Origin of the sequence: Legionella santicrucis (assembly GCF_001468135.1) — a bacterium.
GTDB classification, from domain to species: domain Bacteria; phylum Pseudomonadota; class Gammaproteobacteria; order Legionellales; family Legionellaceae; genus Legionella; species Legionella santicrucis.
Map to the genome: position 1 here is coordinate 468656 of NZ_LNYU01000091.1, position 25455 is coordinate 494110.

Genomic DNA, 25455 nt, shown 5'->3' on the forward strand with positions numbered 1-25455 from the left:
ATGAAGGAGCGTACTTAAGTCATGATAATATATAGAATTCAACGGGGCGCTATATATCATTTTAATGACTTTCGATAGAAAGGTTCATGAAGAGCATTCATTGGCAAACAAACGTTGCTTTTGCGCCTTTGTAATGCGAATTTTTAGTAGCCAATCACCTTCATCATTAATTGACTCACTTAAAACCGAGCCTAATTGGTATAATTGAGCACGCAATTTTGCCTGTGTTGCTTTAAGTACTACTTCTTCAGTAGAAATTGCGCCATGTAATTGAGTGCTAATTGCTTCTTTTAATAAGTCCAATCCCAAATTTGATGCCGCAGAGAGCCAGACTTTACATTTCTCTTCTTGATAATCAATTTTAGGTTCCCATTCTTCTTTTAAATCAATTTTGTTGAATACCTGTATTATTGGAACATCATGGACCTCTAACTCATCCAAAACTTGCTGAACTGAAAAAACAGTATCTCGCCAATGAGGATCAGAAATATCAATAACATGGAGTAGCAAATCAGCTTGTTGTGTCTCCTCCAAGGTAGCGCGAAATGCCTCTACTAATTGATGCGGTAAATCACGAATAAATCCAACTGTATCCGTCAAAATCACGGAGGAAGAACCAGGCAAATTGAGTTGACGCATCGTTGGATCTAAAGTAGCAAATAATTGATCCGCTACATAGATACTTTCTCCAGTCAATGCATTAAATAACGTGGATTTACCGGCATTGGTATAACCTACTAAAGATACCGTTCGTAAAGAGGCCTTTCGTCGTGCTTGGCGGTTTTGATCGCGGCTACTTCGTACTTTTTCTAAACGTTTATTAATATATTTAATACGTTCTCGCAATAAACGACGGTCTGTTTCCAATTGTGTTTCACCAGGCCCACGCAGCCCAATTCCACCCTTTTGTCGTTCTAAGTGTGTCCATCCACGAATCAAGCGAGTTGATAAATGCTGCAATTGTGCAAGTTCAACTTGCAACTTTCCTTCAAAAGTTCGTGCACGCTGTGCAAAAATATCAAGAATTAGTCCGCTTCTATCAACTACGCGACATCCAAACAAACGTTCTAAATTCCTTTCTTGTGATGGAGATAATTCATGATTAACAAGAACCAATTCTGCATCACAAGCTTTAACTAGTTGCGCAATTTCCTCGGCTTTACCTTGACCAATATAATACTTAGCATCAGGGGTTGCACGAGTACCTAAAACACATTCTAATACTTCCGCATTAGCTGAAAGAGCTAACTCTTCAAACTCTTGCAATGCTTTACCAGCATCAATTCCTGGTAATGCTAATTGCACCAACACGGCGCGCTCACCGCCTTGAGGACGTTCAAACACTAACTACTGCTCCTTAACTTGATGACAAGCATCACTCTAATGTTTAAAAATGGGCTCCTTAACCTATTGTATTAAGCATTTCTTTAGTGTGATCACTAAAAGTATAAGCAAAAATCCAACCTATAGGTGGAACATTTTTTTGCTAGTCTGCCACAGTTCCTTCAGTTCCACCAGATTCATCATCAGCAGGAATTTTTATTGCACGTGAAGGAACTACTGTAGAAATCGCATGCTTATAAACCATTTGAGTAATCGAATTCTTTAACATCACTACATATTGATCAAAAGAATCCACTATACCATGCAACTTAATTCCATTTACCAAAAAAATGGATACAGGCACCTTTTCTTTACGTAGCTCATTTAAAAAAGGGTCTTGTAATAAATGATTTTTAGACATTGCCCACTCCTTATTGTTATTGTATTTTTTAAAGGCAAAACATGCATCTGATCAGTAATTCGACATTTTTTCGTAAAACTTTAGATTAATTTCATGACAGTTCAATTTTAATCCGTTACTATTTGCAATTTAACTCTGAAAGCCTAAAAAAATATAAATGAAGAACAGTTTTTTAAGAAATCATGGCAGTAAAAGAATTTCGGTTGTCTTCACCGGAAAAGGACAAAGGAGATGATACTAATGATGTGTAAGGGGGAGCTCCTTTGTATTGTTGTTTAGTACCCCATCTTTAATTTAAGGAGGATTAAATGCCATTTACTTATGAACAAATCATAGAGCTAGAAAATCCCTATGAGCAACTTAGCAATGGTGATGCATTAGCTGAAAATGCAAAAGTACTTAATCAGTTAAGCGAAGAAGAACAAAAGACACTTGCTACAAAAATAATTGCAGCCTGCCCAGAATCAAAATTTAAGCAATATGGTCGACACATTAATGCATTGAGAAGTTTTGAAGAGGATGGTTTTCATGCAGTAATTTCTGGCGCCTATCAAGTAAGGCATAGAATTTTCACCTTGCTCGATCCTAGAAATAAAACACCTCACTCTTTGTTTTTAGAAGAATTTAACCCTGATCTTTTTAATAACTTTGGTGATCTCGCCAAAGAAATATTAAAAGGCAATGAGCAAGCAATTGCAGAACGACTAGCGCTTTGCACACCAGAAGAGTCACGAAGTAAGTTAGCTCGGAATGTAGAGATTACTTTTCCTCACAGTTCTTTTGCAACAAAATCAAAAGCAGCCTTTGCCATACGTCGCAATGTCGATAAATTGTTAGGAGAAAATCCAGAGCAATTTTTTGAAAGTCGTGATTTTAATAAAGATGCTTACAATATGTTCCCAAGTATGTTTCAAACATTATTAAAGGGACAAGAAGATCAAATTGGCAAAAAATTATCCGGTCTGGACAGTCAAGATGCCATTAGACGCCAATTGTCATTACTTCATACTGAAGTATTTGATGAAGCGAATCCTTTCAAACTCATTGCCGAGGTGATGGGACCAAAAATAGAACAAAAGAAAGTTTCATTTCAAGGCACAAACCCTAGTCGTATGTTTGGCCATTCACGAAGACAGTCAATCAGTCCAAAACATCTGAATGAGACACCCAAAATGAGTAATGAAACAGATGATAAAAAATCTGAGGAAGGATATGAAAAATCTTCATTCAGTTGCTAATGTTAAGCTCCACTGCCCTTACACTAAAGTAAGGGCTCTTTTCTTTGATCCTTAATGATAAGAGGTAAATTAATGACACACGAAAAACTCACAGTTGCATTAGTGCAAGAAAAATGGCATGAAAACCCCAAAGAGCATCAAGACAAACTAGCCTCTGGGATCCACACTGCAGCACAACAAGGAGCTGCTGTTGTATGTTTACAAGAGCTCACTTTAAGCCCCTATTTTTGTACCCGCTCCGACGTCGACCCTACTCCATTTATGGAAGATATTCATAACGGCCCCACGACACAATTCGTTAGTACAATGGCGAAGGCAAACAATGTATGCATAACCGCCTCTCTTTTTGAAAAAGCAGGCTATAATACTGCTGTTGCGTATAACAATCAGGGGGAGCTTATAGGAATAACTCGAAAGCAGCATATCCCCAGCGGGGAAAAATACCATGAAAATTTTTACTTTAAACCTGGAGATTCTGATTACCCACTTCATCACATCGCCGGCCATCAATGGGGACTGCCAACCTGTTATGATCAATGGTTTCCGGAATTATCACGAATTTATGGTTTAAAAGGTGCAGAAATTTTAGTTTATCCTACTGCAATCGGTGGCGAACCTACTGCTCCAAACGTCGATACTCAATCTATGTGGCAAAAAGTAATGGTTGCACAAGGCATTATGAGTAATACATTTGTAATTGCTGCAAATCGAATCGGTTGTGAAGATGAATTAGAGTTTTATGGAAGTAGCTTTATTAGTACACCTATGGGTGAAATTTTGGCACAAGCACCCCGAGACAAACCAGCCGTATTAGTTGCCGAGTTAGATTTCAGCCAGCGTACATTATGGGGAAGACTATTTCCTTTTGCGCAACAACGCGAACCTGAAACCTATCACGAATTAGTAAAATCACGTTAAGCCCTTTGGAATATTGAAACTATGAACATCAGCGCACCATCTGAAGAAAATTTATATAACATTAAAAACTGGGGAGAAGGATACTTCAGCATTAACGCCAAAGGGAACATGGAAATAAGCAAAGCGCCCGGTAAACCTGGTGTCGAATTGCAAGCCATTGTCAATGCTGCAAGCAGAGCAGGGTTACATTTACCCTTACTCATTCGTAGCCCAGATATTTTACATGATCGTGTACATCGTATCTATGAAGCGTTTGCCCAAGCCAAAGAAGAAAATGGATATACAGGGAATTATAAGCTTGTTTATCCCATTAAAGTAAACCAAGAACAAAGTGTTGTTAGAGAACTATTAAAATCACCAAGCCACACTATAGGCCTGGAAGCTGGCTCAAAACCCGAGCTTATGGCAGTTATTGGTATGCTCAGTAATCATCAAGAGAGCACCATAGTCTGTAACGGCTATAAGGACAGCTACTACATCCGCACAGCATTAATTGCGCAACAAATGGGGCATAAAGTTTTTATCGTCATCGAAAAGATCTCTGAGCTCGCTATTATTTTAAAAGAATCTGCCCGTCTAAAAATTAAACCAACTCTTGGTGTTCGTATTCGCTTAATCAGTAAAAGCGCAGGAAAATGGGAGCATACAGGAGGAGTCAAATCCAAGTTTGGCCTCAATGCAAAGCAAGTTCTTGAGTTGATCACTCAATTAAAAGCTCATGATATGCTTGACTGCCTGCAACTCATGCATTGCCATCTGGGCTCACAAATTGCCAATATTCATGATATTCGCCATTGCATGCAAGAAGTTTCCCGCTACTATGTTGAATTACGCCAATTAAATGCACCGATAGACACTATTGATGTGGGTGGTGGGTTAAGCGTGGATTATGAAGGAACGCATTCTAATCATGGCTGCTCTATGAACTACAGTTTACGTGAATATGCCACCCACATTCTTTTAGCAATGCAGTATTTATGTCAGGAATACAATGTTCCCGAGCCTAATATTATTTCCGAGTCAGGTCGAGCACTAACAGCACATCATGCTATTTTAATTGCCGATATTAGTGATATAGAAATGATCCACAAGCAGCCCACACTTCCAGAGATTACGAGTGAGGACTCGCATGTGATTCGTGACATTTATGATACTTATCAATCAATTACTAACAGTGCCCCAATAGAAATTTATAATTATGCAGAACACTCGCTCAATGAAGCACACTCTTTATTTAAGCATGGAGTAATTAGCTTACAAGAGAAAGCCAAAGTTGAGGCATTCTATACCAATATTTGTATGGAGCTTAAAGAACGGCTAAATCCAGATATTCCGACTGAAGAGACCTTATTAGCAAAAATCAATGAAGATATGGCAGTCAAAGTTTTTTGTAATATTTCCTTTTTTCAATCTATTCCGGATGCTTGGGCTATAGGCCAAATTTTTCCCATAGCACCTATTTCGCAGTTAACAAATACCCCATCTATGCACAGTATCTTACAAGATTTAACTTGTGATTCGGATGGAACAATTAAAGAGTATCTAGGAAGTTCTTGTGTGAATTCCACTTTAATGCTTCCTCTTTATGACAATAACAATCCTTATTCCCTAGGTTTCTTTCTTGTAGGTGCTTATCAAGAGATATTAGGTAATCTTCATAATTTATTTGGTGATACCAATTCTTTAGATGTCAAACTTTTTGACGATGGCCAATTTGAATTGAATGATTTAGTCAGTGGGGACACTGTAACTAACGTACTTAACCTTGCTCATTTTGATACTAAAAAATTGGCTCAATCCTATGAGAAACAACTCATTCAGGCAGAATTACCTGAAGAGAAAACGTTGCTCTATTTAAATGAATTGAGAAGTATTTTTTCTCAATTAACTTATTTAGACGCAAACATTCGGAGAAAATAAAATGACCCCAAAGCAAAGTGGATTTTTTATGCCCGCTGAATGGTATCCACATGAACGATGCTGGATGGCATGGCCTTGTCATTTAGAAACATGGTCTAAGGTCGGTTTACAAAGAGCCCAAATAGCTTATGCACGTGTTGCCCAAGCCATAGCACAATATGAGCCTGTTACTCTACTTGTTAATCCTGGAGATGAAGAGTCAGCCAAAAATTTATGTGGAAACAACAATATTACATTATTGTCTCTTCCTATCAATGATTCTTGGACTCGAGACACTGGACCTACCTTTTTGTTGGATCAAGCACAGCACTTAGCAGGAGTAGACTGGATTCATAATGCCTGGGGAGGAAACTATCAAGATTGTACGCTCGACAATCAAATTGCTTCTGTAGTTATAAAGCAAACGCATGCTTTGTCTTTTCGCGCACCTTTGGTTATGGAAGGTGGATCTTTTCATGTCGATGGAGAAGGAACTATTCTGACTTCTCGTGAATGTTTACTTAATGAAAATCGTAATCCACAATTGAGCCAACAACAAATTGAAAATTATCTGTATGATTTTCTAGGAGGACAAAAAATCATATGGCTCAATAAAGGATTATTAGGAGATGAAACAGATGGCCATATTGATGAAATCGCCTGCTTCATCGCCCCAGGAAAGGTGTTATGTCTTATTACACATGACAAAGAAGATCCCAATTATGAAAATCTGCATGAGAACTTAGAAATTCTTAAATCTACAACAGATGCAAAAGGACGTAAGCTTGAGGTCTATACTGTAGAGCAGCCACCAGCTACATATCTTAACGGTGAGCGACTCACTCTATCCTATATTAATTTTTATTTAGCAAATAAGGGAATAGTCATGCCCGAATTTGGGTATGAAAAACAGGATAAAGCAGCATACCAGTTATTCACTCAGCTATTTCCTAATTATGAGATTACTCAAATAAACGCGTTGGATGTATTTGCTGGAGGAGGGGGAATTCATTGTATAACCCAACAACAACCTAAGACAATACCTTAAACTCTTTGAGATATTTCTTACATTCTGTTGCTCTATTCACGCAATGACAACAGCCATGAAAAGACTATACTGTATCTCATAGGGATGACACGGACTTGTCTGACAGGATGTCAAACTAGGGACCAGCACATCGGATGTGCTTCGCTGCAAGGATGCAGCACCGCTTAATATATCTTATTCTCCGTAACAAAGCACTACGCCCTTCACTTAGACTAGGTGAAGGGCTATCAATTAGGTCTTGTCTAATTATCATAAGTTTGACATCAAAAATAAGATACCTTTTTATATAGGCTCACATTAGGTGCTAGAACCAGGAACCATACCATTAGGACCAGCAGTTATACCACCACTTGAACCAAACATTGTTGTGCCAGTGACGCCTAACACCGAAGGCAGGAACAATAAAGCAGCAGCGATAAAAACTAACGCAATTGGTGTTCCTATAGCAACTTGGGTAGGATTATCTTTATGCTGCTTAAATTTCATAATTGCACCAATAGAAAACGCCAAACCAGCCAAATAAGAACCAGCGGTTATTAGTTTGGTTAAATTTGTAAATGACGATGTAATTTGTGATGCCATACCTCCTACACTCATATCGCCTGCAGCCGCACTTTGACTGACCAAAGCCAATACGCCTAAACATGCAATACTGGCAAACCAATTTTTATAACTTAATTTATTACGCTTCACTTTATTCTCCTTAAAGCTCCATCAGTTCTGTTATCAAGTAATTCAAATTTTCATTACTTACTTCAATCATAACGCTCAAATATTAAACTATTATTATATTTTTATTCCATTTGCGCATGTGAAATTCTGTAGCGTAATAGCTTATTCACTATCTTGACCTCAAGCTAAAATAATAGCTCTTATTGTACCTGCAAACGCAGAAGGCAAATTCACGTTTTGTCCTGGAGTGGGAATATAGGAAAGAGCTGGTTCTAAATAAATATTGGTGATTATTTTTGCCTGATAGTAAACTTGGTACATCAGTTCGGTAGATCGATTCGTACTGCGTTGATTCAACCATGCTAAAGAAAAACCAAATCCCATGGAATCAGCTTCTCTATTGGCAATCAAACCAAATGCAGTTAACCCTGCGCCAATAGATTTGTTCATAGATAATGCACTGGAATTATTAATACTCAATTGGTAAAACGCTGAAATCCCACTAATATCGTATCCAGGATGACGGTACCATAAACGCTGTGATCCGAATAAATAAGCACCTGTCGCCCCTGTTTCAGTAAGATTATGCTGACGAATAAGACCAGTTTGATGCCATATGCCAATTCCAGAAGTTCCGGGCAAATGTTTCCTTCCTAGAACCCAGGCTCCGCCTGTTTCAGCAACTTGGAAGTAATTTCCATTAAACGTTGGCCCAGACAAACCGGTTTGTTTGCCACTGGCTAAATTACCATCATAAATACCATAAGCAAGATACCATTGCTTCATTGGGGTAAAATTCAAGGTTATTCCATACGCAGAATTCGTATATCCCGGCATAACCCCATCTACCGCAGGATTGATAAAAATAGGGGTATAAATCAAACTGGTTACGGCAGGGATGTTAGGCTCACCAGCACTCAGAGGAACAGGCTTGATTACATTATTAAAATCAAGTGTAGTAATTGTTTTTCCAAGACGCACAAATAGTTTATCGTCAAACAAGGCTTGGCGATACCAAAGCGCGTAAAGTTCCGAACGATCGAAGGGGGAAACATCAGGCAAAGAATTATACCCTTGAAAAAGGCCAGCTTGTGCATTGGTATTTTGCGCATTTTGTTGTAAAAACTGGGCGCTAAATAAGCCTCCTCTCCATCCATTAAATTGTTCCATATCAACAGTTAAATCGACTAATAGTACACTGTTTGAGGTAACACGTTCTGAATTAGGTATACCGCCAGAAAATAAATCATTAGTATCGCCAATCCAGGCTCCTTGGATCATAATTCCATGATTATTTTCAATACCAAGTTTTTTCTCAATATAGCGCTGAACTATCCCTGTTCCCGTAGGTACATTAATCGCTGCAGGGTTGGAGCTAATACTCGTAGTTCTTGGATTTTTTGTTGACGCAGCTTTTTTAGATCCAGCCTTAATTGTCTCTGCACACACACCATGAATTGTAACCAATAGAATAAAAAAAAAGATACATTTTATCATTTTCTTTGTGTTCCAAGACAATAACCGCGGCAAAAGCAACCATTGTAAAATACGACAGAAAAAGCATGGAAATATCTTTTCTGTCGTACTTACGTTAACTAATAGCACCAACTATTTAACATCCTGCTCCAGCCATGAGCACCCTGTGTACCAGTTGATTCTGATTCACAACATAAGTTTTGTTGGGAACAATGTCTACCCAGTTCGTAAGAAAATCAGGTTCAGGGTTGTCATTTGACCACACTACTAATCTAAAGTATCGGGCATCATTAGGGGTGGTCAGCTGAATTTTTCCTTTTTGAGAAATCATCATTAAAGAGTTTGAATTTAATGTGGCGTGATTAAGGATGTCCTTATTCGCTTTTTGTATCGCCTTAGCCGAAACAGCCCACTGCACTGCAATTTTCCCTAACTTATCTTTTTCTGGGTAATCCGTTTTATTCTCAAGTACAATGTTGCCACCAAAAACCCCAGAAGCCATGAAATATAAGCCTAAATAAACAAAGATCTTTTTCATTATTGTCACCTAATGGTTATTGAATAATTTTACCTTCTTGAGGCACGCAGGTTGCATTTTCATTGCTCTTGGGCGGCGTTAGAGGAAATTTACCTTCAGAAGAAAGTGTGGTTTTCTTATCAAGATTTTTGAATGCTTCTTTAGGAATATGTACGGCTACGCTTTTAATCACATTAACTGCTTCAGGAATGTCGAAATTACCTACCATACTTAAAAATTGATAACTTTCTTGTGGTGAGAACCCTTGAGTGCGGACTAAAAATTCAATGGCATTTTTAGAAGCAAGCTGCATGGCTTCAAACAGATCCTCATTCAATCCTATCACAATCCACTCTTTTGAATTTTCGACAATTGGCCAGGTAAATAGGCTATTACCATTTCGTTTTGTTTTATCAAATACTCCTTCAGCTTTTAGATCTTTTCGTACCACGAATTGCAAAGTGATTCCTTCATAAGAAGTTTCTAGTGCAGTGACATCAATTTCCCCATTACTTTGCATAGCATGCGAATCACCAGTCCAAACTAAAGCGCCCTTTTGAAAAACAGGCAAATAAAGAACAGAACCCACTTGTAAGCTCGGTTGATCTAAATTACCGCCAAAAGGACCTGGAGGAACAGAATTAAATTGCCCAGGAACAGGTTGACCCATATGCGTTTCTAAATTTACAGGCCATGCATCTGGCCAATCCTTTGGAGGAGCTACTGCAATAATCCCTGGAAACGGCTTTAGATGCAAACATACACCTTTTGTGAATTCTGTGGTATTTTTTTCTTTATCATATTTAAAGTACATAATTTGTGGTTGGGTAAACTCTGATAAAATTCCTTGTGTAGGGCTTAAAAAGTTATACCCAAAATCATTCAATTTGATATCTAATACCCGGATCTCAAGCACATCCCCTGGCTCAGCCTCTTCAATATAAACAGGACCTGTTAAACTATGCATACCACGTCTTTTTTGGATGTCATATTTTGTATAGAACTGTGCAACCTCAGCAGGCGTTGTCTTATTAAAAACCATTTCATGCAAACAACTGTTCCAAGTTTCCAAAGATACAGAATCTCCAGAATGAACTTTGACTACAGGTTGTTTATCCAGCATAAAAAGACCCAAGGTCACAGTATCTTTTGTTGCTGGAACTCTGTAATTTTCTGCCGATACAGCAGAAAAAAATATCATTGAGATTAATAAAATGAGAATTTTGGGTTTTTTTAGCATTTCTAATCCTTGAGAATGGCTAATGAAGAAAATTTAAATTAGATGGCATCAATATTTTTAATATAAATATTAAAAAAAATCAAATAGTTGTGTCTTAGCTTCGTCCGCACAAAGAAGTTACTTTATATTGAAATTTAAAAAGCAGTGTAATTTTTGAGATACTTCCTATCCAAGAGTGAGTTAATCAAGTGAAAAAGTTTATTTAGTGACCTATTGAATATTCATTCATAAATATTAGACTTACTATTTAATCCGTTTAATATAAGTTTTTCACGAAAAATACTTAATATGCCACATGTAAGTAATGTGAGCGCAACATAAAAGGCATTGAAATGCCTTTTATATCGTTAAATTACTGAGGTAAAATAATGGACGTTTTAAACGTGGGTCGGACAACTCAGATTAGAGAGTTAGCTGACTTTCTTTTATTTCCTGCTCATTAAATTCTCTCACAAAATTTCCTTTAAAATCATTAAACACACCACTGAAATGCCCTTCGAATTTATGAGGATGGAATAAAGTCCCAGCCATTAAATGGCTTTTAGCAACCATTTCTTGTACGTTCGGCCTAGTCTTTTTCAATTGAGCTTTTCCTGATTCAATTTCTATACGTTTTCTATTTAATTCGGCAACAATTTCAGCGGCTTTAGTATCCAGCATTAATTGTTGCTCTTCACTTCCTTCTCGATGTTCATTGCACACATAAACATCTGCCCCAACAGAACTGCTCGCTGTATATTTTAAGAATCCAGGTCCAACGTATTTTTTTTCTTGTTTTACACCCTCAAGTCGAACTCGGCCACGTTGCTCTATATCACGTTTAATGCGGCGCTCAATAACATCAAGATAGTTTTCAGTAGTAATATTTACTGTCACTACAGGCAAATCGGATAATCCATATTTTTTATAAAAGTATTGAGCAAATATACCCTCCATGATAATTACATCGGATGGATGAACTGTTTCTTCCCCTACCCTGTGATTTGATTTGAAATCAAAAAGTGGTTTTGTTATTGATTTTCCCTTATTCAATTCAGCAATATGTTTTTGCAACAAATCCAAGTGAAGCATGTCTGGTGTATCAAAATTTGTGTTTTTTCTGAAATATTCGAGATCAACACCCTCAGGTATCTCATGATAATAATCATCCATATTCAATATTTGTGCACTTATGCCAGCATCTTGCAGCTTAGTGAGAAGACGGTGAGATAAACCTGTTTTTCCAGATCCAGATGCACCACCAATAATTACAAAAAACATTTCTAGCCTCGTAAAAAGTTAACAAATAAAATAAGGGATGCGGATTATATATTTTATGACCAGTTGTAGCAAATAAAAACAGAGGATTCTTTATAAGATCACATTAAACTATATTAGATCAAACTAATCTATAATTGAAACTTCAGATTACGTTGAAAACCAAGTTTGTTTATCTTCAAAATTTATAACTATTTTGTGAATTTTAACTTAATAAGAATGGTACACAGTAATGAACTCTTGAGCGATAGAAATCACACTCAAGAGTTTTTACTTTTGTGGAGAAAAGTATTTGAACCCATTAAAAACTAATCCTCTTATACTTTAGAGCATTAGACTTTGCAAGAGTAACTAGAGCAGTCTTCTACAACGTTCCACGCTAGTTCATCTTAAAAAACCGAAACAAACTATCATTACCTCTAAAAAGAATTATATCCTGGCATAGGTGATATCATTTGTCCAGAAATGTTTTTAATGTTTTATTAGAAACTTCTACCTACTACACTTCATGCGTGGTATCGAGAACCTCTAAGCAAATGATTATCCATTAAAAATACACCCATTCATTTAAAATTAATTCATTAATTACAAAAGATAACTCACTTTAAGAATACTTTACGTGATTGTTTAAATATCGATCACGCAAATAATAATTATACATCGATATTCTCAGCCTCAAGTGCATTGAACTCGATGAACTCTCTTCTAGGTTCAACATTATCGCCCATAAGTGTAGTAAATATTGCATCGGCAGCAACTGCATCCTCAATATTCACTTGGAGCATACGTCGTACTGTTGGATCCATTGTTGTTTCCCAAAGTTGTTCGGGGTTCATCTCTCCAAGGCCTTTATATCGTTGAATCGTTTGTCCCCGTTTCGCCTCTTCCATTAACCAATCCAAAGCTTGTTCGAAGCTTTCTACAGCCAGTTCTTTATCTCCTCGTTTGATATATGCTCCTTCTTCTATCAAACTTGCCAACTTAGAACCAAGACTAACTAACTCTTTATAGTCTTTAGAATTAAAAAACTCAGCATTTATAGGTATAGGATTTTTTGCTCCATGTTGAGTCACAATGATCCTAGGTAGAAATTGATTTGTATCAGGTATCATATGAACATCAACATCATATTGTTCCGTTTTACTTCCTAATTGCTGTAGGCTTAAGTGTAAATGTTTACACCAGTTTGCTATTTTTTCTTGCTGATTAAGATCTTCATTATGAAGCATGGGTAAATAAGCGATACGCTTCAATATATCAGTAGGATATCTTCGCTTGTAACGTTTGATAATTTTTTCAGTACGTCTGAACTGATGCACTAATTCCTCAAGAGCTTTAGCGGCGATAGGAGGAGCATCTTTTACGGGAAAGAATGCTGCTCCATCTAATGCACTTTGTGTTAAATATTCAAACAAAGCTTCATCGTCTTTAACATATTGTTCTTGTTTTCCACGTTTAACTTTATATAATGGTGGCTGGGCAATATAAATATACCCACGTTCTATTAACTCTGGTGTCTGTCTGTAGAAAAAGGTAAGTAGCAGTGTTCTGATGTGTGAACCGTCAACATCAGCATCAGTCATAATAATAATTCGATGATATCTTACTTTATCGGGGTCATATTCATCAGGCCCTATACCACACCCCAAAGCGGTAATAAGTGTCGCCACCTCTTGAGAGGAAAGCATCTTATCAAAACGAGCCTTTTCAACATTAAGTATTTTTCCTTTAAGTGGCAAAATTGCCTGGAATTTTCTATCTCGACCCTGTTTCGCTGAACCACCTGCTGAATCACCCTCTACCAAGTAAAGCTCAGATAAAGCTGGATCTTTTTCCTGGCAATCAGCTAATTTCCCTGGTAATCCTGCAATATCCAATGCACCTTTTCGTCGAGTCATTTCTCGGGCGCGCCGGGCCGCCTCTCTAGCTCGAGCTGCATCAATAATTTTAGCTACAATCGCTTTTGCGCTTGAGGGATTTTCTAAAAGAAAGTCATTAAATTTTTCTGAAACACTGGATTCAACTACTGACTTTACTTCTGAAGAAACGAGTTTATCTTTTGTTTGAGAAGAAAATTTTGGATCAGGTACTTTTACAGAAAGTATAGCCGTCAATCCCTCGCGAGCATCGTCTCCAGTTGGCGATACTTTTGCTTTCTTGGCATATCCTTCACTTTCAATATAGTTATTTAAAGTTCGGGTCAATGCAGCTCTGAATCCTGCCATATGAGTTCCGCCATCACGCTGAGGTATATTATTAGTAAAACAATAAAGCGTTTCTTGATATGAATCATTCCACTGCATTGAAAGCTCAACGACAATATTATCTTTTTCAGCAGTCATAGAGAATACTATGGGCATAATCACATTTTTATTCTTATTGAGATGTTCGACAAATGCTTTTATACCTCCTTCGTAGTGAAAAGTATCCTGTCTTTGCGATCGTTCATCAAACAAATGAATGCAAACACCTGAATTTAGATAAGATAGTTCTCTTAGACGTTTTGCAAGAATATCATAGTGAAACTCTATATTTGAAAAAGTTCCAGCACTTGGTTTAAACCAAATTTGTGTTCCTGTCGTTGTTGCATCTCCAGTTTCAGCCATAGGGGCATCTGGAACTCCATTTCGATAACGTTGCTCATGGATTTTGCCATGACGCCGCACAGTCAAATATAACTCTTCGGATAAAGCATTAACTACTGACACACCTACGCCATGTAGACCACCAGATACTTTATAGGAGTTATCGTCAAACTTACCACCTGCATGCAAGACTGTCATAATCACTTCTGCAGCGGAACGTCCTTCTTCTTTATGAATATCAACAGGTATACCACGACCATCATCTTTAACCGTGATTGACTCATCAGAATGAATGGTAACAAAAATCTCTTTGCAATATCCCGCCAGTGCTTCATCTATAGAATTATCAACAACCTCAAAAACCATATGATGCAGACCTGTGCCATCATCAGTATCTCCAATATACATCCCTGGCCTTTTTCTTACTGCATCTAACCCCTTTAGAACTTTAATATTATTTGAATCGTAGCTGGCATCAACGCTCATTAAGTGGTCCTCTTAACCCTGTTATGATTTCTCAAATACCTTATCATAGCATAGTTTGTATTGTGTTTATATGTGATTTAGGAACTTTGACAATGGTAACTTATCTGTTTTTTTAAGATTAATTAAATTCTCTTTTATTATTCCTAAAGCGAAAATTTTATATACCTTTTTGTTTCACGTGAAACATTATTTCGTTGAGCATCAGTCGATATAGAAATTAAGTGTCTCATAAACATACCGAATGTAGCGAGAGAAATCCTGAAATGGGACGTATTAATAAATAGTATTCACTTGATTAAGAATACCTGCATTAATTTGATATTGTGTACTAGTTTTGTTGGATAGATTCTCCAACAAGGTATATGAATTGGAAGTTGAAGTAATAACATATTGTCCCTGTCGTGTTAATAAATGTGAAATTACCTTACGTTGATGGATTTCATCAAGTTCCGAAGCAAGATCATCAATTAAATATAAACAGTCCTGCGCAACAAGATTTCCTTGAGCTAGTTTCAGTGAGATTAAAATAATTTTTTGTTGACCTCTTGATATGAAATGCTTAGCCTTATTATTATCTACTTCAATACTAAAATCTGCTTGATGAGCTCCATGCTGCGTATATAATTTCTGCTTGTCACTCTCAAAATTCTCAGCCAATATTTCTTCTAAATTTTTACCAGAATTTCTTTTATCCCAGCCTTTGTAGTATTTTAGGGTACACTTAATTTCACTAAGTTCATTCAGTACAGAAATAAATTCTTGCTCCCATTGAATAAAATACTCTTCTCTTAATAGATGAAGCTGGTAAGCCAATAGATTTAACTGCTTGTCCCAAGGAATATATTGTGCAAAAGGTACTCGTAATTTGAGAAGTGCATTGCGTTGCTTTAGTACACGTTTATATTCCTTCCATAGAGCAAAATAATTATGTTTCACGTGAAACAACCCCCAATCCAATAAATTTCTTCTTACAGATGGACCTGCATCAATAATTTGAAATAAATCCGAGTAAAAAATTAGGCAAGGCAACGCATAAGCTAATTGGCTGGTAGTAGAGCAAAATTGATTATTCAACTTAACTTGAGTAGTTTCCGAATAAGACTTTTGGATACTAATTGTTTCTTCATTGTTCCCTCTGGCAAATACAGTCATAGAGGATTGATTATGTGAAATAATCGGTGAAATTTCTCGAGTTCGAAAAGAATGGCCGCAACTTAAGAGGTAAAATGCCTCAAGAACAGACGTTTTTCCACTTCCATTAGGTCCGAAAATAAAATTAAATCGAGAATTTAATTTCAGGTGAGCTGATACAATATTCCGTAAATGATGGATTTTTAACTCAGTAAGAATCATATTTTCATTGGCATAATAATATATTGATAATGATCATCATTTAATGACTCGATTAAAATACTACTATCCGTATTTGATAAAGACAAGCGAATTTGGCCCTCACCAAAATGAGAAAGAACATCTAATAAATAGGTTGCGTTCAATCCAATTTTTAATTCATCACCCTGTGTTTCAGCAATTAGTGATTCTACAGCTTCCTCTTGTTCGTTATTGTTCGCAATTAAAGTAAGCATACCTGGTTGCAAATGGAGCATAACTGCTTTTGATTTTTCATGTGCCAAAATAACGATACGCGATAAAGAGCGCTTAAGAACAGAACAGTCTATAAGAATATGCTTATCTTGATTTCTTGGTATCGCTTTAGTATAGGGAGGAAAACGCGCTTCGATTAGTTTAGATAAAAACACAAACTGCCTCGTTACTAATTTAAAATGAGATTTGCCAGCGGCTAATAAAACTTCTTCATCATCAATATAGTTAAGAATTCGCAATAACTCTTGAACTCCCTTTTTAGGTAACAACAATTTTTTATCACTAATATTAGAACATTGATAACGACAAATAGCCATTCTATGTCCATCTGTAGCAACAGCAGAAATAAGGTTAGGTTCAAAATCAAGAAACAAGCCGTTGAGAAAAACACGGACATCTTGTTGCGCCATTGCAAAATGAGTTGACTGTAATAATTTCAATAAAACCAAACGAGGTAGGTTTAACTCGACCTCATTACATTCATCTTCACTAAGAGGATAACCGTCCGCAGACAAGGTTGTAAGTTTAAAAGAGCTACGTCCTTGTTTAATCGTTAAAAGAGCATTATTAACAATCACATCAGGGCTTGTTTCATCATCAAGAGAACGAATAATATCAATAAATTTCTTTGCTGGAACCGTGATACTTCCTGAATTTTGTTTGGACTCACAAACGACTTGGGCTGAAATTTCGATCTCTAAATCCGTAGCAGTGATATTTAATAAACCATCAGACAATTTAAGAAAAAAATTAGACAATATAGCTAAAGATTGCTTCTTATCTACAGCGCCAGCAACAGCAAGTAATAGAGGAAGCAAATCCTCTTTTTTAATAGTGAATTCAAACAAGATGGAACTCCTAATTAATTCGGGAAAAGATTAAAATCTCTAATATAGAGTGCTTATTACATGTTACACGCTGTGTTAAGAGGATAGAATACGCATTAAATTCTTATAATCTTCTGCAAAATCACTATCATCTTGAATTAATTCTTTAACTTTTCTACATGCATGGATCACAGTGGTATGGTCCCTACCACCAAAATGATCACCAATTTCAGGCAAACTATGGTTTGTTAACTCTTTACTCAAAGCCATGGCCATTTGCCGAGGTCTTGCAATAGAACGGCTACGACGTTTTGATAACAAATCAGCTACTTTGACTTTATAATATTCAGCAACAGTTTTTTGAATATTCTCTATTGTAACTAATTTATCTTGTAACGCGAGAAGATCACGCAAAGCTTCATGTACAAATTCGATAGTAATTGGCTTTCCAGTAAAATGAGCATTGGCAATAACTCGACGTAATGCACCCTCAAGTTCCCTAACATTGGAGCGGATACGCTTCGCTATAAAAAAAGCCACTTCATAGGGTAACTCAATATTTGATTGTTCCGCTTTACTGATTAAAATAGCGACTCGAGTTTCAAGTTCAGGAGGTTCTACAGCTACAGTTAGCCCCCAACCAAATCGAGACTTCAAACGCTCCTCCATACCTTCAATTTCTTTAGGGTATCGATCACTTGTTAAAATAATCTGTTGCTGTCCCTCTAACAATGCATTAAAAGTATGGAAAAACTCCTCTTGGGATCGATCTTTACCCGCGAAAAACTGGATATCATCAATAAGCAAAGCATTTAATGAACGATAAAAACGTTTAAACTCGTTGATTGAATTTGTCTGAATCGCTTTGACCATATCGGCAACGAAACGTTCTGAATGTAAATACAATATCTTGGCATCAGGATTATTTTTTAATATGGAGTTACCAATTGCATGCATCAGATGTGTTTTTCCTAAGCCTACCCCACCATAAATAAATAAAGGATTGTATGCATCACCAGGTCGCTCGGCAACTTGCATTGACGCAGCACGAGCCAATTGGTTGGAGTTCCCCTCAACAAAACTTTCAAAGACAAATTTTTTATTTAAATGACTACTCTTGTAATCAACTGCCTTTTTAGGAGGCGCTTTAATTTCAGGAGAATTAACAGAGACATTAACTTGCGATCTAAATGATCCTGAGGAGCTTGAATCAGAATCAGTATTCGAAGTTTTACTTCCAATTTCAATAGAAACTGATTTGATTTCATCACCACAAAGCTGATTAATTAACTCTTCGATTCGAGAAAAGAAATGCTTTTTAACCCAATCGACTACAAATCGATTAGGTGCAAACAAAATCAAACGTTGCTCATCAGTATGAGCTTGTAAAGGGCGTAACCAAGTATTGAATTGTTGAGCAGAATACTCATCTTGCAATAGACCTAAACATTTTTGCCAAACGGATGCTGACACAACGTAACTCCTCATCAAAGAAGAATGGTAAAAAGAATATTTAAAAACTAATTATCCACAGTATTAAAATATGCCACTGAAAGTACCCGGACAGCAAGATAATTAAGCATGAAAATTATTTGCATGAAGCTAGGGTTTGTTGGCAATTCATTCTGATTCTCTACATCCCGCGTTTTATGCGCGAGATCCAAACGATGTGAATCTCTTTAAACCAATATTAGGTTCATGCAAAAGTTGGATGTGGCTTAATAAAGCACGACACGTAGTAATGTTAACCAATTGTCAACAGACCATAGAGAAAATTTTCTTCGGTTCACTAAGGTGCAGCTGCATTCGAATTATACTCAGGCTTTAATATAAAAGAAAGTTATCCACAAAAAAAGTATAGACTTTATAAAATCAAAAGTTTTAGTTGCTGCATTAGAACATACAAACAATCCATAGTAAGTTCACCTATGCTATATCGACTTATATTATTTATAATGAAGTTGCACACCCTTCTAAAACGATTCACCACAATATATCTATATTTTCATAAAATATTTCAAAAATAACCAATAAATACATATTTTAATCATTAAATGAATTAACGCATAGGTTAATAAATGTGGAAAGATCTATGAATAAATAAGATCATAAGGAGAGTATAAGATGATAATAACATTGTGTATAAATCAGTTCGAAAAAATACATACAGAAAGATCACAACAATAAAAAGAGGTTGTAAACAGAGTTTATTTTACAAAAACCTATTGATTTATATATGATTTTTATACTTATCAACAGAAGTCATTGTCCGTAATAACAATAAAAAATTTTAAAATAAAGAAATGATTTTGTTATTAGCAAGCAAACAAAATTTCAACACGACACGATAAATATACAAAAAATAATCAACTGCTAAATTGACAGTAGAAAAAAAGTTCTCTATCATTGCGAGCCTTAGAATTTTATTAACAGGTTCATCATGAAACGCACCTTTCAACCCAGTAATTTAAAGCGCAAACGCGATCATGGTTTTCGTCAGCGTATGGCTACTCGTGCAGGTAGATTAGTAATCAAGCGTCGTCGAGCTAAAGGTCGTAAACGTTTGACTGCTTAAGTGTTTGCATTTAAAAAAGCACAGCGATTACTAACAAAAATTGATTATAGTCATGTGTTTGAACAAGCGAGCAAAATTGTAACTTCTGAATTTATTATTCTTTATAGAAAAAATAATTTAGGCTATGCAAGATTAGGGCTTGCACTATCAAAAAAAATGATAGCAAAAGCCCATGATCGAAATCGCATCAAACGACTGCTAAGAGAAAGCTTCCGATATGAAGAATTACCTGCAGTCGATGTAGTTTTTTTAGCAAGACAAGGCGTTGCAAAACAAACAAATGCAAATATAAACGCTAGATTGGGCAAAACATGGAAAAAAATAACCTCACTTTACGAAAAATAGTATGTTTTCCCGTTAAATTATATCAATATTTGATTAGTCCTTTGCTGAGACCAAGCTGCCGTTATTACCCGAGTTGTTCACAATATGCTGAAAGTGCTATCATGCAATGTGGCATAACCAAAGGTTTATGGATGGCTCTTAAAAGATTATTGCGTTGCCATCCATGGTCTAAGGGTGGTTATGATCCTGTACTTCCTAACAATGAGAATTTTTGATGGATATACGACGAGTTATTTTATACATGGCGCTCGCGCTAGTAAGTTTATCACTTTGGAATGCATGGCAAATAGACTATCCTACTAAGCCTGCGCAAACAGAAATTGCCATCAATAATGAACAAAACGGTGAGCCTTTATTACCCAAAATGGCTCCATCTAATGCTGTTACAACGTCAATAACACCAACTACAGAAGTAAAAACAAATAACGGCCCCATCATTCATGTTAAAACTGACGTTTTAGATGTGGGTATTGACTTACAGCAAGGTGATATTGTTTCAAGCCAATTACTTGCCTACCCACAAAGTATCGAAGAAAAAAATAAACCTTTTCTTCTTTTGCAAAATCAACCCAGTGAGCGTTATATTGCAAGTAGTAATCTTTTTGTAGCTTCAGGACAAAATGTTCAGGCATTAAATTTTAATTTTACATCACCACAACAACAATACGAATTAGACCCTAATCAAAAGCAACTTGTTGTAACCCTTAATGGAAAAAATGAAGATGGACTTGATGTAAAAAAGGAATTTATTTTTACTAAGAGTAGTTATCTTATTGATATAGACTATAAAATTGCTAATCAAGGAAATCATGAATGGACTGGGTATATGAATACCCAATTGATACGCAGTTCTCCAAAAGAAGATAAATCAAGTGTATTTCATGTAGGATCTTACACTGGTGCTTCTTATTCTGAACCAGGGAAACATCGTTATCAGAAAGTAAGCTTTAACGATATGAATAAAGCGAATTTAGATGTAGACAGCAAAGGCGGCTGGGTTGCCATGCAACAACATTATTTTTTAAGTGCCTGGATTCCTGATGCTAATTCAACCAATAAATTTTATACTCGATCGGTTAATAATGATTACACGATAGGAGCCGTAAGTCAGCCAATTACTCTTCAACCTAATCAAGATAAGACAATAGGCTCTAAGCTTTATGTAGGTCCAGAGATTACCAGCGTTCTAAAAGATATTGCTCCTTCGTTAGATCTCACTGTTGACTATGGAATTTTATGGTTCTTATCTTCATTACTTTTCTCTTTGATGAAAGTGATTAATAATGTTGTAGGTAATTGGGGTTGGTCTATTGTCTTAGTAACTGTTTTGATTAAGTTGGCGTTTTATCGTTTATCTGCAGCAAGTTATAAATCAATGGCTGGGATGCGTAAGTTACAACCCAAATTACAAGCGTTACGTGAGCGCTATGGGGATGATAAAGCAAAAATTAGTCAAGCTACTATGGAGTTATATAAGCAGGAAAAAGTTAATCCCTTAGGTGGTTGTTTGCCTATTGTAATTCAAATTCCTGTTTTTATTGCTCTTTATTGGGTTTTATTAGAGAGTGTTGAGTTAAGACAGGCACCCTTTATTCTCTGGATTAAAGATTTATCAGATGCTGATCCTTACCATGTGCTTCCATTGATTATGGGTGCAACGATGTTGATTCAACAAAAGCTAAATCCTGCGCCACCTGATCCAATGCAGGCGAAGGTAATGATGTTTTTACCTGTATTATTCACCGGTTTGTTTTGGGGTTTTCCTGCTGGTTTAGTATTATATTGGATTGTAAATAACACTTTATCCATATTGCAACAATGGTATATCACACGTAAATTTTCTGACGAAAAGCCGGCTAAAAAACTTGCTGTTGCTAAATAAATGTTCACAGAAACGATTGTAGCTATAGCTACCCCACCTGGAAGAGGTGGGGTAGGTATTCTTAGATTATCAGGGCCTCAAGCATATTCTATTGCAGTTTCCTTAAATGGTAATAAGACATTACAACCTCGATTAGCTACATTTTGTTCCTTTTATGTATGTTCCTCCACTAAGAAAGAAGAGTATATTGAGTCGGTAATCGATCAAGGAATAATGATTTATTTTAAACAACCGCATTCATTTACTGGTGAAGATGTAGTTGAAATTCAAGCACATGGCTCTCCTATTGTTCTTGATATGTTAACTAAGGAATGCATCCATTTAGGGGCTCGTTTAGCACGACCTGGAGAGTTTTCTGAACGTGCCTTTTTAAATGATAAAATTGATTTGACCCAAGCAGAAGCTATAGCTGATTTAATTCAAGCCAGTTCACAAACAGCTGCAAGAATGGCATTCAAATCATTGCAGGGAGAGTTTTCCGCTAAAATTGATCAGTTAAATGAGCAAATTATATATCTACGCTTGTATGTTGAAGCTGCAATTGATTTTCCAGAAGAAGAAATTGATTTTCTAAATGATGGTAATGTTGCGCAATTGTTGCAAAACATATTAACTAAATTAGATGTTATACGTTCTCAAGCGAATCAAGGTGTAATTTTGCGCGAGGGACTTTCTGTTGTTATTGCTGGAAGACCTAATGCAGGCAAATCAACTTTAATTAATTGTTTAGCGGGGCGAGATGTAGCCATCGTTACTGAAGTTGCAGGAACTACTCGTGATGTAATGCGAGAGCATATTTTATTAGATGATATTCCTTTACACATCATTGATACAGCAGGATTAAGAGATTCTGATGATTTAGTGGAGAAAGAAGGAATCAAACGAGCTTGGCAAGAATTAAAAAAGGCGGATTGTGTTTTATTAGTTGTTGATATTAATGATTTAGAACATCATTACGATTTAACACAAGAAATTCGAGCTGCTTTACCGGAAGAAGTTCCTATTATTACTTTATTTAATAAAATTGATACATTAGGCCGAGCTGCACAAGTGGAGCATCATTCAGTATACCTCTGTGCTAAATCTGGTGAAGGAATTGATGCCTTAAAACAATTAATAAAACAGGTGGTAGGTTATCAGCCTAATGAAGGACAGTTTCTTGCAAGAAGACGCCATCTTCAAGCACTAGATGAGGCAAAAAATATACTCCTTATGGGGCAACAACAATTGGCAGAACACCGAGCTGGAGAATTACTTGCAGAAGATTTGCGTCTTGCTCATCAAACTTTATGCGAAATAACAGGCGAATTCAGTTCTGATGATTTATTAGGACGTATTTTTTCAAGCTTTTGTATTGGTAAATAAATAATCATCTTAATACCTCAAGCGCTAATCCTAAATCATTCACTCAAATAGATCACACATTATAGGCTAATGAGCTATTTTTTTTGAAACATTGTGTAATAAAAACATACATAAATATCTTGTCAAAAGCAAAATCAAATGATAACGTACGATACTTACTGTATATTTTTTGTGGAGTTTGGGATGGTTTATTCAAAGCAAAATATGGCCTTTAAAAGCGACAAAAACCAGTTTTTTCTACAACTTCCTAAAACAGATATGGTAATCAATAAAATTGAAAAGGTAGAAAACCGAGCGAGTCAGATTGGTTATACCTTTTTGTTACAAAACCAAAACGCACTTGAAGCCGAATTTGCACATACTTTTGCAGTTTTGCAAAAACAAAAAGATAAAAATAATGAAGCATTTTGGTTGTATTGTTATTACTGTGCCACCTTATTGGAAAATTTTTATAAAGCCTATTCACAACAAAGCAAAGAGGCGGAATATAAAAATTTAAGGCTAAAAATTAAAAATCGTTTATTAAATATTAAAGAAGGTGCAGCTTCTGAAGAGGCTTTTATTGAGTCTTTAAAAGAAAGTTATCTGAAAGGTTTCCGCAATTTAATGTCTTCACCATTTCATATATCACAAATTCGTGATTATGTAGCCTTCTCTAATTTATGTCGCGTGTACTGGGTTTTTTGTCGACTTACTTTAACAACAGGTCTTGCGTTAGCAAAAGATCTGCAACTTATTGACAAATTAGACGCAGTTTTAGGCACACATACAGATGTTGATAAAATAATCTCAGTTATTCAAGCACCAAATGGCATACTTAATTATTTTAGTGTTGGCTTTTTTCTAATGCGTTTCATGATCGATGCAGGCCTATTGATAAGGCATACTTTCTTTCCAACTGATGGTGAGAAAAAGGATAAAACAACAGCGCTTGAGCGTTTTAAATATGAACTCTATAAGCGTCATTGTAATTTTGCAAATGACTTGGTATGGGCAACTGTTAATTTCTTGACTAACTTTAACCAAATTACTCATATTCCAGGTCCTATTGCAGGAGCAATTACTGCGGTCTTTTTAGGATTTGATGTATGTATGACTTTATATAAATGTCAGTTGGCAAAACAAGAATATCTCATTAAGAAAGCGCAGTATGAGCAGGAAATCGAAGAGTACAATAAACGCTTAATGCAACTTAAAGATGCTACTGAAATTAAAAATGCAGCAGCACATATAGCTATGTTACAGGATCAATTAAAAGAATTGGAAATTGATTGGCGAACCAAACAGGGAACTTTTTATTTCGTTGCAGCTGCTGCAGCTTTATTGATGCTTGGATTTACGGCTGCTTTGTTATTTACTCCTCCTGGCATTATTGTTGCGAGTTTTTTTGTGTGTACGTTTGCTACAGCAATGTATCTTTCTGCAGGGGCTTATTCAAAATTCCAAGAGAAAAGTTTACGATTAGAGCAAGCACAACTTGTAGGAAAAGATCTTGATATGACACTTAAGGAATATCAAGCTGCACGTAATGATTTTATATTTACTATGGTGAAAAATACAGTAATGCCTGCACTCTTGATTACTACTTTTGCTATATGTTGGCCTGCAGCAATAGCGTTAACAGTGATGTATGTAGGTTATGAAATTTATCATGCTTATGATCAACATAAGAGTAAAAAAGAAGCGGCACAACTTGCTTTAACTGCTCCTTCTGAAGAGAAAATAACTGAGGGCAGTTATTGTTATTCCTAAAACATATTCTTATTAAAAAAGCTC

General features: G+C 36.1%; 21 protein-coding genes. 10 read left to right on the forward strand and 11 right to left on the reverse strand.

Features of this window, described 5'->3' with window-relative positions; genetic code table 11:
- Nucleotides 1–84: 84 nt before the first annotated feature.
- On the reverse strand, nt 85–1344 hold the full coding sequence (gene hflX, locus Lsan_RS19920; RefSeq protein ID WP_058515842.1) for a ribosome rescue GTPase HflX: 1260 nt from the start codon (nt 1342–1344) through the stop codon (nt 85–87).
- A 142-nt stretch (nt 1345–1486) separates the two neighbouring features.
- A complete protein-coding gene (hfq, locus tag Lsan_RS19925; RefSeq protein ID WP_058515843.1) occupies nt 1487–1744 on the reverse strand; it encodes an RNA chaperone Hfq in 258 nt (85 codons plus the stop codon).
- 308 nt (nt 1745–2052) lie between these two features.
- Here hfq and Lsan_RS19930 point away from each other — a divergent pair, with 308 nt between their 5' ends.
- The 4 genes from Lsan_RS19930 to Lsan_RS19945 all read left to right on the forward strand — a co-directional run bounded on the left by Lsan_RS19930 (nt 2053) and on the right by Lsan_RS19945 (nt 6847).
- Nucleotides 2053–2982 carry a lpg0008 family Dot/Icm T4SS effector gene (locus Lsan_RS19930; RefSeq protein WP_058515844.1) on the forward strand — a complete coding sequence of 310 codons (930 nt, stop codon included), beginning with the start codon at nt 2053–2055 and terminating at the stop codon, nt 2980–2982.
- Between the two features lie 72 nt (nt 2983–3054).
- Entirely contained in the window at nt 3055–3900 is an 846-nt protein-coding gene (locus Lsan_RS19935; RefSeq protein ID WP_058515845.1) for a carbon-nitrogen hydrolase, read from the forward strand.
- 21 nt (nt 3901–3921) lie between these two features.
- Nucleotides 3922–5820, forward strand: a complete 1899-nt coding sequence (gene speA, locus Lsan_RS19940) for a biosynthetic arginine decarboxylase (RefSeq protein WP_058515846.1) — start codon at nt 3922–3924, stop codon at nt 5818–5820.
- A gap of 1 nt (nt 5821) precedes the next feature.
- Nucleotides 5822–6847 (forward strand): agmatine deiminase family protein, encoded by a 1026-nt coding sequence (locus tag Lsan_RS19945; RefSeq protein WP_058515847.1) that lies wholly within the window; start codon nt 5822–5824, stop codon nt 6845–6847.
- 297 nt (nt 6848–7144) lie between these two features.
- Here the strand turns inward: Lsan_RS19945 and Lsan_RS19950 are convergent, their stop codons facing one another.
- From Lsan_RS19950 to dnaA, 9 genes are all read right to left on the reverse strand, one after another.
- Nucleotides 7145–7540 carry a hypothetical protein gene (locus tag Lsan_RS19950; protein ID WP_058515848.1) on the reverse strand — a complete coding sequence of 132 codons (396 nt, stop codon included), beginning with the start codon at nt 7538–7540 and terminating at the stop codon, nt 7145–7147.
- A 159-nt stretch (nt 7541–7699) separates the two neighbouring features.
- Nucleotides 7700–9016, reverse strand: coding sequence for a carbohydrate porin (locus Lsan_RS19955; protein WP_058515849.1), 1317 nt, complete (start codon nt 9014–9016; stop codon nt 7700–7702).
- A gap of 115 nt (nt 9017–9131) precedes the next feature.
- A complete protein-coding gene (locus Lsan_RS19960) occupies nt 9132–9533 on the reverse strand; it encodes a hypothetical protein (RefSeq protein ID WP_058515850.1) in 402 nt (133 codons plus the stop codon).
- A gap of 16 nt (nt 9534–9549) precedes the next feature.
- Nucleotides 9550–10752, reverse strand: a complete 1203-nt coding sequence (locus Lsan_RS19965; protein WP_058515851.1) for an acetamidase/formamidase family protein — start codon at nt 10750–10752, stop codon at nt 9550–9552.
- A gap of 402 nt (nt 10753–11154) precedes the next feature.
- Nucleotides 11155–12012 (reverse strand): uridine kinase family protein, encoded by an 858-nt coding sequence (locus tag Lsan_RS19970; protein WP_058515852.1) that lies wholly within the window; start codon nt 12010–12012, stop codon nt 11155–11157.
- Between the two features lie 650 nt (nt 12013–12662).
- A complete protein-coding gene (gyrB, locus tag Lsan_RS19975) occupies nt 12663–15080 on the reverse strand; it encodes a DNA topoisomerase (ATP-hydrolyzing) subunit B (protein WP_058515853.1) in 2418 nt (805 codons plus the stop codon).
- Nucleotides 15081–15353: 273 nt separating this feature from the next.
- Nucleotides 15354–16433 carry a DNA replication/repair protein RecF gene (gene recF / locus Lsan_RS19980; protein WP_058515854.1) on the reverse strand — a complete coding sequence of 360 codons (1080 nt, stop codon included), beginning with the start codon at nt 16431–16433 and terminating at the stop codon, nt 15354–15356.
- Nucleotides 16430–17533 carry a DNA polymerase III subunit beta gene (dnaN, locus tag Lsan_RS19985; protein WP_058515855.1) on the reverse strand — a complete coding sequence of 368 codons (1104 nt, stop codon included), beginning with the start codon at nt 17531–17533 and terminating at the stop codon, nt 16430–16432. Before dnaN ends, recF begins: the two co-directional genes overlap by 4 nt.
- 75 nt (nt 17534–17608) lie before the next feature.
- On the reverse strand, nt 17609–18985 hold the full coding sequence (dnaA, locus tag Lsan_RS19990) for a chromosomal replication initiator protein DnaA (RefSeq protein ID WP_058515856.1): 1377 nt from the start codon (nt 18983–18985) through the stop codon (nt 17609–17611).
- Between the two features lie 967 nt (nt 18986–19952).
- Here dnaA and rpmH point away from each other — a divergent pair.
- From rpmH to Lsan_RS20020, 6 genes are all read left to right on the forward strand, one after another.
- Nucleotides 19953–20087 (forward strand): 50S ribosomal protein L34, encoded by a 135-nt coding sequence (gene rpmH, locus Lsan_RS19995; protein ID WP_003633859.1) that lies wholly within the window; start codon nt 19953–19955, stop codon nt 20085–20087.
- A complete protein-coding gene (rnpA, locus tag Lsan_RS20000; protein WP_058515857.1) occupies nt 20088–20432 on the forward strand; it encodes a ribonuclease P protein component in 345 nt (114 codons plus the stop codon).
- Nucleotides 20399–20647, forward strand: coding sequence for a membrane protein insertion efficiency factor YidD (yidD, locus tag Lsan_RS20005; protein ID WP_058515858.1), 249 nt, complete (start codon nt 20399–20401; stop codon nt 20645–20647). The genes rnpA and yidD overlap by 34 nt, the downstream gene beginning before the upstream one ends.
- Nucleotides 20647–22314, forward strand: a complete 1668-nt coding sequence (yidC, locus tag Lsan_RS20010) for a membrane protein insertase YidC (protein ID WP_058515859.1) — start codon at nt 20647–20649, stop codon at nt 22312–22314. The genes yidD and yidC overlap by 1 nt, the downstream gene beginning before the upstream one ends.
- Nucleotides 22315–23679, forward strand: coding sequence for a tRNA uridine-5-carboxymethylaminomethyl(34) synthesis GTPase MnmE (gene mnmE / locus Lsan_RS20015; RefSeq protein ID WP_058515860.1), 1365 nt, complete (start codon nt 22315–22317; stop codon nt 23677–23679).
- A gap of 183 nt (nt 23680–23862) precedes the next feature.
- Nucleotides 23863–25431 carry a hypothetical protein gene (locus Lsan_RS20020; RefSeq protein ID WP_058515861.1) on the forward strand — a complete coding sequence of 523 codons (1569 nt, stop codon included), beginning with the start codon at nt 23863–23865 and terminating at the stop codon, nt 25429–25431.
- Nucleotides 25432–25455: the final 24 nt, after the last annotated feature.

Coding starts and splice junctions, on each gene's coding strand:
- mnmE (WP_058515860.1), top strand. CDS start 22,315: ATGTTCACAGAAACGATTGTAGCTATAGCTACCCCACCTGGAAGAGGT.
- rpmH (WP_003633859.1), top strand. CDS start 19,953: ATGAAACGCACCTTTCAACCCAGTAATTTAAAGCGCAAACGCGATCAT.
- hfq (WP_058515843.1), bottom strand. CDS start 1,744: ATGTCTAAAAATCATTTATTACAAGACCCTTTTTTAAATGAGCTACGT.
- Lsan_RS19970 (WP_058515852.1), bottom strand. CDS start 12,012: ATGTTTTTTGTAATTATTGGTGGTGCATCTGGATCTGGAAAAACAGGT.
- speA (WP_058515846.1), top strand. CDS start 3,922: ATGAACATCAGCGCACCATCTGAAGAAAATTTATATAACATTAAAAAC.
- gyrB (WP_058515853.1), bottom strand. CDS start 15,080: ATGAGCGTTGATGCCAGCTACGATTCAAATAATATTAAAGTTCTAAAG.
- yidD (WP_058515858.1), top strand. CDS start 20,399: ATGGAAAAAAATAACCTCACTTTACGAAAAATAGTATGTTTTCCCGTT.
- Lsan_RS19930 (WP_058515844.1), top strand. CDS start 2,053: ATGCCATTTACTTATGAACAAATCATAGAGCTAGAAAATCCCTATGAG.
- recF (WP_058515854.1), bottom strand. CDS start 16,433: ATGATTCTTACTGAGTTAAAAATCCATCATTTACGGAATATTGTATCA.
- Lsan_RS19955 (WP_058515849.1), bottom strand. CDS start 9,016: ATGATAAAATGTATCTTTTTTTTTATTCTATTGGTTACAATTCATGGT.
- Lsan_RS19960 (WP_058515850.1), bottom strand. CDS start 9,533: ATGAAAAAGATCTTTGTTTATTTAGGCTTATATTTCATGGCTTCTGGG.
- Lsan_RS19945 (WP_058515847.1), top strand. CDS start 5,822: ATGACCCCAAAGCAAAGTGGATTTTTTATGCCCGCTGAATGGTATCCA.
- yidC (WP_058515859.1), top strand. CDS start 20,647: ATGGATATACGACGAGTTATTTTATACATGGCGCTCGCGCTAGTAAGT.
- Lsan_RS20020 (WP_058515861.1), top strand. CDS start 23,863: ATGGTTTATTCAAAGCAAAATATGGCCTTTAAAAGCGACAAAAACCAG.
- Lsan_RS19965 (WP_058515851.1), bottom strand. CDS start 10,752: ATGCTAAAAAAACCCAAAATTCTCATTTTATTAATCTCAATGATATTT.
- Lsan_RS19935 (WP_058515845.1), top strand. CDS start 3,055: ATGACACACGAAAAACTCACAGTTGCATTAGTGCAAGAAAAATGGCAT.